Origin of the sequence: Pseudaminobacter salicylatoxidans (genome assembly GCF_003148475.1) — a bacterium.
Lineage (GTDB): Bacteria > Pseudomonadota > Alphaproteobacteria > Rhizobiales > Rhizobiaceae > Pseudaminobacter > Pseudaminobacter salicylatoxidans.
Window position 1 is genome coordinate 147,381 of sequence record NZ_QGGG01000012.1, and the last position, 13,641, is coordinate 161,021.

16 protein-coding genes are annotated in these 13,641 nt (G+C 60.5%); all 16 read left to right on the top strand.

What is annotated here, in order from left to right; genetic code table 11:
* The first annotated feature begins 15 nt into the window (after positions 1 to 15).
* The 16 genes from C7441_RS17040 to C7441_RS17105 all read left to right on the top strand — a co-directional run bounded on the left by C7441_RS17040 (position 16) and on the right by C7441_RS17105 (position 13,445).
* Positions 16 to 474: a DnaT-like ssDNA-binding protein gene (locus C7441_RS17040; RefSeq protein ID WP_109613901.1), complete on the top strand. Its 459-nt coding sequence runs from the start codon at positions 16 to 18 to the stop codon at positions 472 to 474.
* Positions 474 to 893, top strand: coding sequence for a hypothetical protein (locus C7441_RS17045; RefSeq protein WP_109613902.1), 420 nt, complete (start codon positions 474 to 476; stop codon positions 891 to 893). Before C7441_RS17040 ends, C7441_RS17045 begins: the two co-directional genes overlap by 1 nt.
* Positions 890 to 1,123, top strand: a complete 234-nt coding sequence (locus C7441_RS17050) for a hypothetical protein (protein WP_109613903.1) — start codon at positions 890 to 892, stop codon at positions 1,121 to 1,123. Before C7441_RS17045 ends, C7441_RS17050 begins: the two co-directional genes overlap by 4 nt.
* Positions 1,124 to 1,126: 3 nt before the next feature.
* Positions 1,127 to 2,164 (top strand): phage minor head protein, encoded by a 1,038-nt coding sequence (locus C7441_RS17055; RefSeq protein ID WP_109613904.1) that lies wholly within the window; start codon positions 1,127 to 1,129, stop codon positions 2,162 to 2,164.
* A 4-nt stretch (positions 2,165 to 2,168) separates the two neighbouring features.
* Positions 2,169 to 2,591 (top strand): HK97 gp10 family phage protein, encoded by a 423-nt coding sequence (locus C7441_RS17060; RefSeq protein ID WP_109613905.1) that lies wholly within the window; start codon positions 2,169 to 2,171, stop codon positions 2,589 to 2,591.
* Positions 2,592 to 3,008 carry a DUF4128 domain-containing protein gene (locus C7441_RS17065; protein ID WP_109613906.1) on the top strand — a complete coding sequence of 139 codons (417 nt, stop codon included), beginning with the start codon at positions 2,592 to 2,594 and terminating at the stop codon, positions 3,006 to 3,008. It abuts the gene before it with no gap.
* Positions 3,009 to 3,102: 94 nt separating this feature from the next.
* Positions 3,103 to 3,615, top strand: a complete 513-nt coding sequence (locus tag C7441_RS17070) for a hypothetical protein (RefSeq protein WP_109613907.1) — start codon at positions 3,103 to 3,105, stop codon at positions 3,613 to 3,615.
* Between the two features lie 83 nt (positions 3,616 to 3,698).
* Complete coding sequence (locus tag C7441_RS17075; protein WP_109613908.1) at positions 3,699 to 4,163, top strand: branched-chain amino acid ABC transporter; 465 nt, start codon at positions 3,699 to 3,701, stop codon at positions 4,161 to 4,163.
* A 110-nt stretch (positions 4,164 to 4,273) separates the two neighbouring features.
* Positions 4,274 to 4,588 (top strand): phage tail assembly chaperone, encoded by a 315-nt coding sequence (locus C7441_RS24640; protein ID WP_425326598.1) that lies wholly within the window; start codon positions 4,274 to 4,276, stop codon positions 4,586 to 4,588.
* 6 nt (positions 4,589 to 4,594) lie between these two features.
* Complete coding sequence (locus C7441_RS17080) at positions 4,595 to 6,973, top strand: tape measure protein (protein ID WP_109613909.1); 2,379 nt, start codon at positions 4,595 to 4,597, stop codon at positions 6,971 to 6,973.
* A 186-nt stretch (positions 6,974 to 7,159) separates the two neighbouring features.
* Positions 7,160 to 7,837 (top strand): hypothetical protein, encoded by a 678-nt coding sequence (locus C7441_RS17085; RefSeq protein WP_109613910.1) that lies wholly within the window; start codon positions 7,160 to 7,162, stop codon positions 7,835 to 7,837.
* Positions 7,837 to 7,974, top strand: coding sequence for a hypothetical protein (locus C7441_RS24115; protein WP_170125166.1), 138 nt, complete (start codon positions 7,837 to 7,839; stop codon positions 7,972 to 7,974). The genes C7441_RS17085 and C7441_RS24115 overlap by 1 nt, the downstream gene beginning before the upstream one ends.
* Complete coding sequence (locus C7441_RS17090) at positions 7,974 to 8,567, top strand: hypothetical protein (RefSeq protein ID WP_109613911.1); 594 nt, start codon at positions 7,974 to 7,976, stop codon at positions 8,565 to 8,567. The genes C7441_RS24115 and C7441_RS17090 overlap by 1 nt, the downstream gene beginning before the upstream one ends.
* 9 nt (positions 8,568 to 8,576) lie before the next feature.
* Positions 8,577 to 8,951 (top strand): DUF6950 family protein, encoded by a 375-nt coding sequence (locus C7441_RS17095; RefSeq protein ID WP_109613912.1) that lies wholly within the window; start codon positions 8,577 to 8,579, stop codon positions 8,949 to 8,951.
* Positions 8,948 to 10,792, top strand: a complete 1,845-nt coding sequence (locus C7441_RS17100) for a fibronectin type III domain-containing protein (protein WP_109613913.1) — start codon at positions 8,948 to 8,950, stop codon at positions 10,790 to 10,792. Before C7441_RS17095 ends, C7441_RS17100 begins: the two co-directional genes overlap by 4 nt.
* A 64-nt stretch (positions 10,793 to 10,856) precedes the next feature.
* Positions 10,857 to 13,445, top strand: a complete 2,589-nt coding sequence (locus C7441_RS17105) for a right-handed parallel beta-helix repeat-containing protein (protein ID WP_109613914.1) — start codon at positions 10,857 to 10,859, stop codon at positions 13,443 to 13,445.
* Positions 13,446 to 13,641: the final 196 nt, after the last annotated feature.

Here is a 13,641-nt window from a genome sequence, read left to right on the forward strand (position 1 = left end):
CAAAGGCGAGCAATAATGGCTGGTTATGGAACGGATGACGGCTTTCAGGCCTATGCCGATACGAATGGCTATGACGTCCCATCTGGCAACGTGACAGCGGCGCGCAATCGCGGCTCGATCTATATCGACGGTACCTATGGCGATCGGTTCATGGGCTTGCCCACTGGTGGGCTGGACCAAGAACGTACGTGGCCGCGTATTGGTGTTCCGGGCATCGCCGACAACGTAGTTCCGCAACGGGTCATCAACGCCTCTTACGAAGCGGCTCTGCTCGAGCTGCGAGAGCCCGGCAGTCTTTCAGTGGTCACGTCCGGTTCGGCTCGTGTCGTGCGTGAGAAGGTTGGCGATCTGGAGGTGCAGTATGCTAATCCGGGTGGCGATGCTCTGGCGGACGCCACACCGATCGTTACTGTGATCGAAGGCCTGCTTGCTCCCCTGCTGGTCAAACCCATTCCCGGCGCGCTGGTGGTCTGATGGCCAGCAAGTTCAACTACGCGAAATCGCAGGCCACGGCCGAGCGCCTGCTGAAAAAATTCGGCCGCTCACTCCTGATCAGTCGCGAGTTCAGCGAGGCCGACCCGGCCAAGCCGTGGGAGCCTGGTGTGGCATACACGGCCACCTATTTGGCGTTTGCCGCTGTCCTGCCAGCCTCGAAAGGCACGATCGAAGCCTTCGACAACAGGTTGGAAGGCGGGACGCTGATCGATGAGCGGCTGCGCTACGTGCTGATGTCGCCGGTGATGACGCGGACGTCAACACTTGGTCCGGACATCATCGAGCCGCAGTCACTCGACGTACTGACCTTCGATGGTCGCGAATGGACCGTCTTGGGATGTACGCCGCTCAATCCGGCTGGGCCGGCAGTGCTGTATCCGATGGGAGTGAAACGATGAACGATTTCCTTCTCACGCGGGTGATAATACCAGGCATCATGGCCATTGCCGCGGTTGTCATTGTCGCTTTGGTCGCGGTCGCAATCTATTACGCCAATTCCGAAAAGCTGACCCTAACCAAAGCTGAGTGGGTGTGCACCAGATCTGAAACGGTGCTCATGCCAATGCCGGCAGGGAAGGTGATGGTAACCATTCCTCAGCAGCAGTGTGTCCAGTATTCAAGGCAGTGAGCCATGCTCAAACGTCTTTCATCCCGTGAGAAATTCGAGCAACTGATTGCCAACTTCGAGCCGCTGATCCGCAAGGCGTTCGAGGATGCCGTCGAGGACATTCGCTCGAACATCCAGCTTCGCCGGATCGTTGAGCGACTGGAGCGCAACGACATCATCGGCGCCATTGAGGCGCTGCATATCGATCGCGCCGCGTTCAACCCGGTCGAGAATGCTATTCGCCTGGCCTATAACGCCGGCGGAACGGCGGCGGTGGCGGGTATGCCTGCGCTGCGCGATCCGGAAGGCCACAGGCTGGTTGTCTGGTTCGATGTGCGCAACATCCGCGCCGAGCGCTGGCTTGCCGAACACAGTTCGAACCTGATCACCGCCATCACCGCGGATATGCGCGAGGCGGCGCGTGTCGCAATGACCGTTGGTATGGAAGAAGGGCGCAACCCGCGCTCGACAGCGCTCGATGTCGTCGGGCGGATCAACCGGGCCACTGGAAAGCGCGAGGGTGGTATTCTGGGACTTACCAGCACCCAGGCGGAATATATCGCCTCTGCGCGCCAAGAGCTGCTTTCCGGTGATCCGGCGGCGCTACGGCACTACCTGACGCGCAACCGGCGCGACAGGCGTTTCGATCGCACAGTGTTGGCGGCGATCAAAGATGAGAAGGCGATGCCGGTCGATATGGTCGATCGCATGCTGGGCCGCTATTCGGATTCGCTTCTTCTGCTGCGCGGCGAGACTGTCGCCCGCACCGAAACCCTGTCGAGCTTGAACGCTTCCACGCGAGAGGCATTCGAGCAGGCGATTGCAGTGGGTAATGTCAGCCGCCAGGACGTGCGTAAGGTCTGGAAGGCTACGAAGGACAACCGGACGCGAGACACGCACCGTGTGCTCGATGGTGAGAGCGTCGGTATGGATGAGGCTTTCACTTCGCCCTCCGGCGCTCGGTTGCAGTTTCCGGGCGATCCATCGGCTCCGGCCAGCGAGATCATCGCATGCCGGTGCTTCCTGACCTATCGCATCGACTATCTGGCAAACATCGAGTGATCCTTTGGCGCAGCAATCGTTCTCGGCAGCAGTTGATGAATGGGTGCTGAAGTCGCAGCGGCGTATGCTGGCGATGTTCCAGACCGCGACGCAATACGTCATCGAAGACATGATCGACCGGACGCGCGTTGATACCGGCTTCCTCCGGGCCAGCATCGTCGTGTCCACCTCGGCACCAGCGGCGATCCGAGAGGATGCACGGCCAGTAGAAGGTCAGAAATATCCGGCCAACGAAGCCTACGCACTGGTGATTGCCGGTGCCGAACTCGGCGGCACGATCTGGGCGACCTACACCGCGAGCTACGCGGCCTATCGCGAATATGGGACCCATGGGCAGGCCGGCGACGGCATGGTTCGTCTAGCGGCCCAGAACTGGCCGAAACACGTCGCGCGGGCCACGGCGGAAGCAAAGGCGAGGGTAGGTTAGGTGGCAACCGTCGAAAGCATCATTCCCGGCCTTCTCATGGCGCGGCTGGCGGAGCTTGTTCTGTCGCCACCGTTGCCGGTCGCTTGGCCCGATGTACCGTTTACGCCGCCAGCCGGAAGCTACGTCGAGGCGACGTTTCTGCCGAACACGAACGTCAATCTGTTCGTCGGCAATGATGCAACGACGCAGCACCAGGGCATTCTTCAGGTGACTGTCGTTTCGAAGGCGGGCGGCGGCATTGTCGCGCCGATGGAGATTGTCGGCCGGGTTGCGGCTCATTTCCCCAAAGGCCTCAGGATCAGCGGGCAGGGCGTTACAGTGCGGGTCAGCGCCAAGCCTTCGGTGGCGCGGCCGTTGCAGGATACTGATCGCATCCGGGTCCCGGTGACGATCCTCTACGATTGCTTCGCCAGATAGCGTTCAACACCATCCACTCCGGCCGAAAGAGCCGGTCAGTCGCCCTCGCCGTAGGCGGGGGTTTTTCTTTGCCATGACATGAAGGAGAAGCCCCATGGCGATCCATAAAAACGCGGGAACCAAGCTGTTCATCTCGCCCACGGCCGTGGTGCCCGATACGGTCAATGCGATGACCGATGTTGCCGCGCTCGCTTTCTTCGAGGGCATCGACGACTGGATCGAGGTCGAGGAAGTCGAGGATTTCGGCGAACTGGGCGATACCTCGGAAGAAATCACCTTCACCGCCGTCGGCAATCGCCGTGTTCGCAAGCTCAAAGGGCCGCGCAACGCCGGCACTCAAGCAGTCGTTGTCGGTCGCGATCCGCTCGATGATGGGCAGGAACAGTTCATCGCAGCGGAAAAGACGGATTTCAACTATCCGATCAAGATCGAGCTTGCCGATGCCCGCGCGCCGGAATTCACGGATTCCGTGCTCTACTACGCCGGTCTCGTCATGTCCCAGCCCGTGAACCTCGGCAACGTTTCGAACGTCGTTCGACGGACTTTCAACGTGGGCATCAACACCGGCGTCTACGAAGTCGCCAGCGAGCAGATCGTCACGCCGTAATCGCGCGCGACGGGCCGCTGCTGTTGTCGGGACCGCAGCGGCCCACCTCCCGACATCCCGACGAATAACCCGACAGGTGAGACATGACCAAAGAACAGGTGACACAGGTCGCCACGGATGAATTCGACCTTACCGAACTCGACGCCGCCGATGAAGATGTGATGGTCGTCAAGCGCAACGACGGCACCGAAACCGGCTGGAAGTGGACTTTCGCCGGCCCCGGCCATCCCAAGACTATCGAGCAATCCAATCGCTTGGCCCGAGAGCGCCTGCGCCGCGAAAAGGAGCAGGAGCAGGCACAGGTTAACGGCAAGAAGTGGAAAGCACCGGACGAGACGCCCAACGAAGTGCTGGAACGCAATGTCCGCCTTGTCGTGGAGCGCTTGCTGGGCTGGTCTCCGATCAAGATGAATGGCCAGGACCACCCGTTCAGTCCGGAAAATGCCAAGGCTTTGCTGACCGACCGCCGCAAGGGCACGCTGCTGATCCAGTCGCTCGAATTCCTCGGCGACGACGCGGCTTTTACGCAGCGCTCGGAGAACAGCTAACCGCCTATGCCGAGCGCGCATTCGAACTCGACCGGGACGAGGAGGGGAGGTCCCGGCGAGACAGGCTGGAAAGTCGCCTTGAGAGAGCGGTTCGCAAGAACCGTCCGGGTATTGCGGCCCAACTTGAGGCAGAGCTTGTCACGCCACCGTTTCCACTCGCGCTATCCTACGTCTGGCAGGCGTGGGCGCGCATCCGGCGCCGGACGCCGGCCGGGTTCAACGGACCTAATCCGATCACGATAGAAGCCATTGACGCCTTCGTGCGACGGACAGGCCTGCGCCTTGATCCTCGTGACGTCGAGCTGATCGAGGCGATCGATGATCTCTTTCTTGCGCAGACCGCAAAGCAGGCAAGCGCATCAGATCAGCAACAGGCGCTCAAAGATGGCCTTGCCTCCATAAGCAAGGGCGGTGTCAGAAGGTAACGCTCCATGGATCTGGCCCAATTAGGTTTGGCAGTTGATAGCCGCGAGGTTGTCGATGCATCGCGCGATCTGGAGCGTATCCGCGCGGCCGCAGCCAAGGCGGAAAAGGCCGCCGACAGTTTTGGCGCGCACACGGAAGCCGCCGGCAGGCGGGCGGCGGCGGCGAACGACAATTCAGCCCGCTCCGCCGATCGTGCCGCAAAGGCATATGGCGGCTACAGCAAAGCAGCGACGCTGGCGGCCCGTGCTATTGGTGCGGTGGTTGGCGCCGCGGCGGGAGCCGCGCTGATACATTTCGCGGATACCTGGTCCGATCTCGACGCCCGCGTCGGTCTTGCCATCGGCAGTATGGATGCCAGTGGCGTCGTCCTTGAACGTATCGGACAGGTTGCGCGTCGAACCTACTCATCACTTGAATTGTCGGCAGAAAGCTTCATCCAGAACTCGACGGTTCTCAAGGAACTGGGCCGTAGCACGAAAGAGCAACTGGATTACACAGAGGCGCTGAACCTTGCGCTGGTCGTTTCCGGAGCCAAGGCGGAACGGGCCGCGTCGGTTCAGGATGCTCTGTCTCGGGCCATGGCGCTCGGAGCGCTTCGCGGTAACGAACTTGATACCGTGCTGAAGTCCGGCGGCCGCGTCGCTGAGGTGTTGGCTGAAGAGCTTGGGATCGGCGTGAACCAGCTCCGATCGTTCGGAACTGCGGGCAAGATCACCGGCGACGTGATCTATAACGCGCTGACCAAGCGTCTAACACAGCTTCAGGAAGAAGCCGAGAAGATGCCTGCCACGATTGGCGATGGCCTTCTTTTGATCCGCAATGCGCTTCTGCAGTTCGTTGGCGGTGTCGATCAGGCCGTGGGGGCTTCCGAGACCTTTGCCGCTGGTCTGATCATTGTCGCGGACAACATCGGCAGGATCGTCACCTATGGCGCAACAGCAGTTGCGATGTACGGCAGCTATTACGTCGCCGCATTTGTGGCGGCGCAGGTCGCCACCATGGGGCTCACGGGAGCTCTTGCGCTGCTGCGTGCCGCGCTGATCCGAACCGGCATCGGGGCGGTGATCGTGCTTGCCGGTGAACTGGTTTATCAGTTTGGGAGGCTGGTTGACGCGACGGGTGGCTGGGCAGACGCGTTCCGTGAAGCGTCCCGCCGCACCGAAATCCTGCTTGACGCCGTTGTATGGGCATTCCGCGCCGCTGGAGATTCGATCCAGGCCGTCTGGGCCGGCGCGATGGCCGACATTCTTCGGTCAACCGAAGCGACGTTTGGCGGCATTCTGCGCATGCTTGGCGTCTCGGCCGAAGCGATGGCCGGTTCGATCGCCTCCCTTGAGAACCGTGCCACAAATTTAGGCGAGGCGGCAAAGTCATCGGCTATCATCGCTGCGGAACAGTTCAAGATCGCGTTTGCCGATCTTCCGAAGCCACATGCTCCGGACCTGCCCGGCGGTGGTGGCGGTTTGGGTGCGGCAGCTTCAGGTCTCGACAAGGCAGGTAAGGCCGCACAGCGGGCAGCCGACGCCTACAAGAAGATCGTTGAGAACGCTCGTCAGTTCATAGCCGAACAAGAGCTTGAAGCGCGTGTTGTCGGCATGTCGGAGGAAGCCGCAAATCGCCTGCGCTACGAGCAGGAGATGTTGAACAAGGCCGCCAACGACAACATCAATCTGACGGCGGCACAACGTGCCGAAATCGCAGGTCTCGCGCAGCAGATGTCTGCGGCCGAAGCAGCTACCAAGAGGCTTCAGGAAGCCTATGACTTTGCGAAGGAAACGACGAAGGGTTTCGTCTCCGACCTTCGACAGGGGCTGGAGCAGGGCAAAGGTTTTTGGGAAAGCTTTGCGAACGCCGCTCGAAACGCAATCAACAAGATCATCGACAAGCTGCTGAATGATCTGATCGACGCCATATTCCAAGTAAACGGCGCCGCGACGGGCAGTTCCAGTGGTGGGTTTCTCGGCGCCATTTTTGGCGGGATCGGCAAGCTGTTTGGCTTCGCGAACGGAGGCTACACCGGTCGTGGTGCGAAGTATCAACCTGCCGGTATCGTCCACCGCGGGGAATATGTGTTCTCGAAGCGTGCCACGGATCGCATTGGTATCGGTGCGCTGGATCAGCTTCATCGCTATGGGAAGGGTTATGCCGGTGGTGGCCATGTCGCGCCGGCCCGGCTTCACTCGGCGGCGAACACCAGCGGGCCTTCAGCCGATACCGTCCGCATCGTCCTGCGCGATGACAGCGGCCGCATGGCTGAGATCGCAGACCAGCGCATCCAGACGGCATCGGGAACCATCGTGCAGGTTTCGGTTCAGCAAAGCACAAAGGCGGTGAAGTCGCAGATGCCCGGGATGCTGGCCGAAGCGCAGGCTCGGAAGATGTAATGCGGGGTAGCAGCTGACGGACAGCGGGGTGTTGCCGCCCGTCAGCGTGTTGCCGAGACGCGTACTCAATACACAACGCGGGCCGATGCTGAGCGCGGCCGGTTAACAAGCTGTGAAGCCAGCGGCAGCCCTATTCAATAAATCGTCCCCCGTCCGCGGGCGAGACGAAAGCACATCGGGTTATCAATGACGATACTTTGGCCCTTTGACGTGCTGACACCACAGCACCCGACGTTCGATATCGCGCCAAGGTCACTGTCAGGCCCGCCGTCCGTTTCCGGCAAGTCACAGGTCACGTCTTCCGACGCAGGGATATGGAAAGCGACCTATCAGGAGGTCCCCGTTGTCGATGCAGGCAAAATCCTCGCCTGGCGCGCAGTGGCCAATTTGCTCGAAGGGCGTCTTAACCCGATCCTTGTGCCGGTGACGCGGTTTTACCAGCCGGTGCCGGATGGAGCCGAGGAAGCCGGCCTCTATGCTCCGGTGCCCCATTCCGACAACGCGTGGTTCTCGGACGGCACAGGTTACATCAGCCAAGTCATTGACGTGACGTTGGCCGGTTCCGCTCCGCTGCGGGCGGTGTCAGCCACGATCAACGTCAACGTTGCCGGTCTGATTCAGCCGGGACAGCACTTCTCAATTGATGGACGGCTCTATCTGCTTCGATCGGTGGTCTACACCTCGGAGACAGCCGCCACGATCACGTTCCGGCCGCCATTGCGAGAAGCCGCATCGGCCGGTTCGCGCCTCGAGTTCGATTGGCCTGTGTGCCGCATGAAGCTGGCGACAGATGGCGAGATGGATTTGCCGCTGGAAAGCGCGCGCTGGGGGTTCCCGACCGTGAATTTCATTGAGGACGTCTGATGCTGCTGCGCGAAGTTCGTCGTTGGATAGCGTCTATTCTGGCCACCTGGCTCCTGTCGGTGACGCCAGAAGAGGACATGGAAGTTCTGCTGGCGCTCGCTGTAATGCTTCGGAAGCAGATCGAGGCTAAAGGCTGATGGCTGATTTCTTCACGCCAGCGCAGATCGAGCATCTGTCGCAATCGACGGTGCGGCTCGATCTGCTGGTCGAGTTCCAGTTCACGACCGGCACCGTCCGCGTCTGGAACGGCAACACGGAACTGCCGGCCGGCGGCAAGACGTGGAAGCCGATGTACGGCTCCGGTCAGATCGACGGCCTGTCCATGCCGACCGGTGGTACGGCCGAGGCAGTCAATTTCACAGTTTCGGGCATCCCCGGCGACAGTATCGGCCTTCTGGCCAAGGCGCTGGAAGAGTCTCCCACCGTCACGCAGCAGCTTGTGACAGTCTATCTGCAACTGTTCGATGCCGACTGGCAGACGTTTGGTGCGCCAATCGGTATCTGGTGGGGCTTCATGCAGCCGCCACGGGTCAACCGTTCGCAGATGCAGGACACGGAAGGCGCTGTGCAGACCGTAACGATGACGGCCGAGAACGCCTTCTTCAACCGGTCCCGGCCGCCCTACGGCCGCTACACCGACCGCGACCAGCAGAAGCGTTCGCCGGGCGATAAGTTCTTCCAGTTTACGCCGTCGTTGCTGTTCAAGACGTTCCAGTATCCGCGCTGGTAGCAGGTTTTCATGATCGTCGAGGAGTTCATCGCCGCCGAGGCTGCGAAGCCTTTCGCGTGGGCGCGCGACGACTGCACGATGATGTGCGATCGCTGGGTCAGGTTGTGCCGAGGCGTGTCGCCCGTAACGGCTGGACTGATCCTTTACCACGACAGAGAAACGGCCTTCGCCCTGCTTCCACGCCTGCCGCAACTGATGAACCGCGGCATGCGCCGGGCAGGGGTGGAAACGACCTCGGAGCCGCTGGCCGGTGACGTTGGCCTCGTCGTCTTTGGCGACCGCATCGGCCCGGCTCTGCACGCCGGCGCGCATTGGATCACACGGCACGAAGACGGCTTCATGGCCGCGCCGCTCAAGAATTTCTGGAAGGCGTGGGCGATATGAGCACTTCGTGGATGCGGCGGCGCGCCAGTCTCTATGGCTTCAATCAATGCCTGGAGGACACAACCGCCCTGAACTACCCGAACCGGTACAAGACCGGTTTCATCGAAGGCATCATCCTTCTCGGCCTGACCTCGGCCGGCGTCACCGGGGCTGCCCTTGGCATCGCCACCACGCTTCTGACCTACGGCACTGTGATCGGCCTCTCCATCGGCCTGAACTTTCTCGCATCCTCGATCTTCAGCCCACCCCAGCCGAAGCCGGAGGACATGCAGCAGTCGAGTAAACAGCCGTTGCAGCCGCGTGTCAGGCATTACGGCCGCGTCAAGGTCTCGGGCGCATGGGTCTTTGCCGAGGCGACCGCCGCAACCTTTCACAAGGTGCTTGCTCTCGGCGTCGGGCCGATCGATGCCTTCGAGGAATTCTGGATCGAGGACACCAAAGTCGCGCTGGGCTCCGGCGGATGGGTTCAGACAGATCCGTGGGGCGGCAGCGGTGACGCCCGCATCCTGTCGCGGCGCGGGCTGGCAGCCGAGACCTACTATTCGGAGCTTGGCAGCACCTTTCCTGAGTGGACGACCGCGCATCGGGGTGACGGGACCGCGAGCCTTTACGCCTATCAAGGCTCGGCGACGCAAGAAAACTACATGAAACGCTGGCCGAACGGCATCAACACGAACTTCCGTGTCGTGATGCGTGCCGCTCAGGTCATGAATCCGGTGACGGGCGCGACGGCATGGAATGACAATGCCGCAGCCGTGATCCGCGATTACGTTACCCACTCAGACGGCATGCGTCTGCCGGCAGTCATCGTTTCGACGCCGCTGGCGCAGGCAGGATGGGTGGCCGCTTATAATCGCTGTCAGGAGGCCATCGGCAGGAAGGGTGGCGGGACGGAACCGCGCTATCGGCTTTGGGGCAGTTATCGCCTTGATGAGCGTCCGGCCGATGTGCTGGGCCGTATGCTTGCCTGTTGCGACGGCCGGCTTGTGCCGACGCCGGATGGTGGTCTCACGCTTGACATCGGCGGCCCGGATGAGGCGACCGTCGTCATCGGCCCGGACACCATAACCGGTTTCAGCGAGCTCGGGCGCGGCCGTGACGTGCTGTCCACGGCCAACACGATCCGCGCGACCTTCCTTGATCCGGCCAGCGACTATCAGGCAGCCGACGCCGATGCATGGGTTGACGCCGCCGATGTGACCGATCGCGGCGAAATAGCCACTGACAAGCAGTTCAACATGGCGCCGTCGCACTCGCAGGCCCGCCGCCTGATGAAGCTGGAGGCCTACCGCGCCAACCCGAAATGGGTCGGCACGTTTCAGTGCAACCTGCGCGGCCTCGCTGCATTCGGCAAGCGCTATGTCCGCATCCAGTATCCGCTGTTCCAGATCGATGAGCGGTTCGAGATACAGGATTTCAAGTTCGTCGTCGGTGAAGGCAACATCCTGACCGGCGTCACGATCTCTGTGCAGTCGATGCCGGTGGCGGCAAACCAGTGGAGCGCGGCGCAGGAAGAAGGCGACGCCCCGGCCTCCGATCATTCGCAGGGCAGCGGTATCCCGACCCCGGCAAAACCGATCGTGGACATGATCGAGGGGCCGAAGGCGAGCATTCCACTGGCCCCGCCGCCCGGTCCGGCCTTCGACTACGAGGCCCGTTACAAGAAATCATCGGGCAGCACCTGGTCGGTGATCAAGAATATCGCTCACGACGCAACAGTCGTTGAAACGCCGGTTCTCGACGACGGCACGTCCTACGATTTCGCGCTTCGCTACATCACGTCCGGTGCCGGCTTTATCGGCGACTGGTCATCGACCACGACGGCTTCGACGCCCGTCTGAACAACCAACAGATCAGAAACTTTGACTCCTGCTTCGGCGGGACGTTTTTGCATGGAGAATATACATGGCGCAGACCGCCGATACCGTGTTTCGCGATTTCGTCACCGATGGCGTGCCGGCCAGCGGCGCATGGCAGCCGAAGAAAGTGGAGGTCCGTGAACTTCTGACTGGCTACGAAGCAGTGATCAATGCATCGCTCAGCTCTGGCTCCAGTCTGGCATTCGCCAGCAAGGCGACGCTCGATGCCAGCCTGCAGTTTCCCAGCGCCACAATGGCGTGGGTTATCACGGATGGCGTCGCTACCAATAATGGCATCTACCGCAAGACAGGGGCGGCAGGCGCAGGGGCATGGACGAAGCTCGCTGATTTGCCCTATTCGTTCATTCGTGCCAGCAATATCGGCTCGGGAGCATCTGACGCCATTCGTGCGACATCGAGTATCCCCGTTCCATCGGCCGACGGTGTGGCTCTGATTGCTGTGAATGTCACGGTCGAGAATACTGGCCCAACGACTATTTCGTTCAATGGCGATACGCCGCTGACCATCGTCACACCAGACCGTACGCCGCTGCAGGCCGGTGATCTTACGGCCGATATGCTGATTGCGGGATACCGGGTTGGTTCTGAATTCCGTCTTATCACTGACCCATCTTCGATCCGAAACAAGCTGGCTGCCCGCGCCGCACAGACGGCCTCCGAAGAGGCGCAGGCCGCGGCCGAGGCTGCTCGCGATATCGCAGCGGGATACGCCTCCGATGCTGTCAGCCAAGGCAATGTGCCGATTTATGCGACTGTCGCCGGTATGGGGGCGCTGTCGGTCCCGACCGGCATCGAAGGTCTTCGAGTGAATGGCTTTACTGCCACTGGTGACGGCGGAGATGCGCTCTACAGGAAGGTCGGCGCGGAACCCTCTCATGCGGCCAAATTCCAATCCGCTGACGGTGCATGGTGGGAGATTGCGGAGCAGCGCATCACGCCTGCCATGATCGGCGTTGCGCGCAACAGTGCACTTGATCAGTCGCCAAAGTTGCAAGCGTGGCTGGATGTGTTGCGACTGACCGGTGCGGAAGGGTATGTGCCTGCGGGCGTGTACAAACTCGATACTGAGATATCTACAAATCAGTCTGGCTTGCGCGTCGAGTGCCACCGTAAAGCGCTTTTCGATATGACGGCATCAGCGACTTCTTCCTTTGGCGTGACGGTCTCAGGCACTATCGGCGTCTTCGCCAATATCACCGTCGGCAACGCGCAATTGGGTGCGGCGCGGGTTCGCTCGACATCTGTGTTTGCTCAATCACTCGCTGTCGGTGATGTGGTCAAGATTAAGTCAGCCGACATCTACGATTCTTTCAATACGAATATGACCTATGGGGAGTTGAATGTTGTCACCGGACTTGCTGACGCGGCAACCGGCTATATTGATCTAGAAATTCCGCTCTCGGCAACATACGGCACCTCGCCACAGATCGCGAAGGTAACGGCTGTTGCGGATGTGAAATGGATTGCAGGCGCGTTTATCGGTCGCGTTGGAGAACAGAACAATCAAAAGGCTTTTCGCCTGCGTCTTGCCAAAGACTTCCAGATCGAGTCGATTTCGGGTGAGCGGATGGATGATCGCGTTTTCTGGCTGGAAGACTGCATGAAGGGCGAAATTGTGAAGCCTGTCTGCAAGGACGCAAGGCCATCCTCGACCGGATATGGTGTGAGTGTAATCGATGCATGCCAAGACATCTCAATACATCACGGCGAGTTTAGTCGCGTCCGACACGCCCTTTCCACAAACAATCAGACGGCTAACGGCGGTATTCCACGTCGGATTAGCTTCGCTGACAACCGCGTCTCCGGCGGCGCGTGGGCGCGCGGCGGTTCAATGGGGCCTGGTGACGCGATCGATACGCATGCTGCTGCAGAAGATATCTATATCGAGCGCAACACGACCATCGGGTCGCCCGGTCAAGGCATTAATTTTGAGTGCCGGTCTGGTGTGATCAGAGACAACAAAGTCATAAATCCAGCCGGAAATGGCATCTCCGTTCACAACGAGAGCGATCTCAACGGATCAATGATAGTGAGCGGAAATGTCGTGTCGAGGGCTGGCGGCAAAGGCATGTACATCGTCAACGGCACCCGTGGGACTCTCTCGAATTACGATAGCCTTGTTGTCGATGGCAACATCGTTGATGGTGCGACGAGTGAAGGAATTCAGATCGGCTATTCTGCGCAGGCGGGGAAGGTGCTCGGACTTGTCATGTCCGGAAATCGAGTGCGGAATAACGGCGGCTACGGTGTTCTAGTTTACCACACACGACGGGCCGCCATTTCCGCTAATGCAATTGATGGCGTCGCGAGAAATGCACTGCGCATCATCGACAGCCTTGCCTTTACGGTGAATGGCAACATTGTCTCGCTGCCATCTGGCGCAACGCAGGCCGCAATTCTGGTCTCGGCTTCCACCGTTGCATCCAGCACCTTCGGGAATATCTCTGGCAATACAGTAAGTCCGCAAACATCGTCGTTTAGCGGCCCTGGCGTAGCTCTGGAAAACAATGTGACCCAAACCGGTGTCTTCTCCAACACGCTGCGCGGTACCGGAGGAGTTTCACTCGGAACCGGAACCGGAACCGGCAACGCGCAAGCGAACAACATCACATAAAGCCGGGTTAATCGAAAAGCGCCGGGTGTCGCGTGCGGAACTCAGCATCATGTGGGCAACCAGTCCGGCCCTCCGGCACTTCTTCAACTGTCTCCCCGCCATGGGCTGCTCCCCGATGCGCCCTCGGCAAGGGCTAGAGTTTTCCGGCCTTCATTGGCAACACGGGCTGGTTGCGTGTGCCGATTTCATGAGCGCG

Excerpts from the sequence above, each read along its gene's own strand:
- C7441_RS17040 (WP_109613901.1), top strand. The coding sequence starts at position 16 with ATGGCTGGTTATGGAACGGATGACGGCTTTCAGGCCTATGCCGATACG.
- C7441_RS17045 (WP_109613902.1), top strand. The coding sequence starts at position 474 with ATGGCCAGCAAGTTCAACTACGCGAAATCGCAGGCCACGGCCGAGCGC.
- C7441_RS17050 (WP_109613903.1), top strand. The coding sequence starts at position 890 with ATGAACGATTTCCTTCTCACGCGGGTGATAATACCAGGCATCATGGCC.
- C7441_RS17055 (WP_109613904.1), top strand. The coding sequence starts at position 1,127 with ATGCTCAAACGTCTTTCATCCCGTGAGAAATTCGAGCAACTGATTGCC.
- C7441_RS17070 (WP_109613907.1), top strand. The coding sequence starts at position 3,103 with ATGGCGATCCATAAAAACGCGGGAACCAAGCTGTTCATCTCGCCCACG.
- C7441_RS17075 (WP_109613908.1), top strand. The coding sequence starts at position 3,699 with ATGACCAAAGAACAGGTGACACAGGTCGCCACGGATGAATTCGACCTT.
- C7441_RS17080 (WP_109613909.1), top strand. The coding sequence starts at position 4,595 with ATGGATCTGGCCCAATTAGGTTTGGCAGTTGATAGCCGCGAGGTTGTC.
- C7441_RS17085 (WP_109613910.1), top strand. The coding sequence starts at position 7,160 with ATGACGATACTTTGGCCCTTTGACGTGCTGACACCACAGCACCCGACG.
- C7441_RS24115 (WP_170125166.1), top strand. The coding sequence starts at position 7,837 with ATGCTGCTGCGCGAAGTTCGTCGTTGGATAGCGTCTATTCTGGCCACC.
- C7441_RS17090 (WP_109613911.1), top strand. The coding sequence starts at position 7,974 with ATGGCTGATTTCTTCACGCCAGCGCAGATCGAGCATCTGTCGCAATCG.
- C7441_RS17095 (WP_109613912.1), top strand. The coding sequence starts at position 8,577 with ATGATCGTCGAGGAGTTCATCGCCGCCGAGGCTGCGAAGCCTTTCGCG.
- C7441_RS17100 (WP_109613913.1), top strand. The coding sequence starts at position 8,948 with ATGAGCACTTCGTGGATGCGGCGGCGCGCCAGTCTCTATGGCTTCAAT.
- C7441_RS17105 (WP_109613914.1), top strand. The coding sequence starts at position 10,857 with ATGGCGCAGACCGCCGATACCGTGTTTCGCGATTTCGTCACCGATGGC.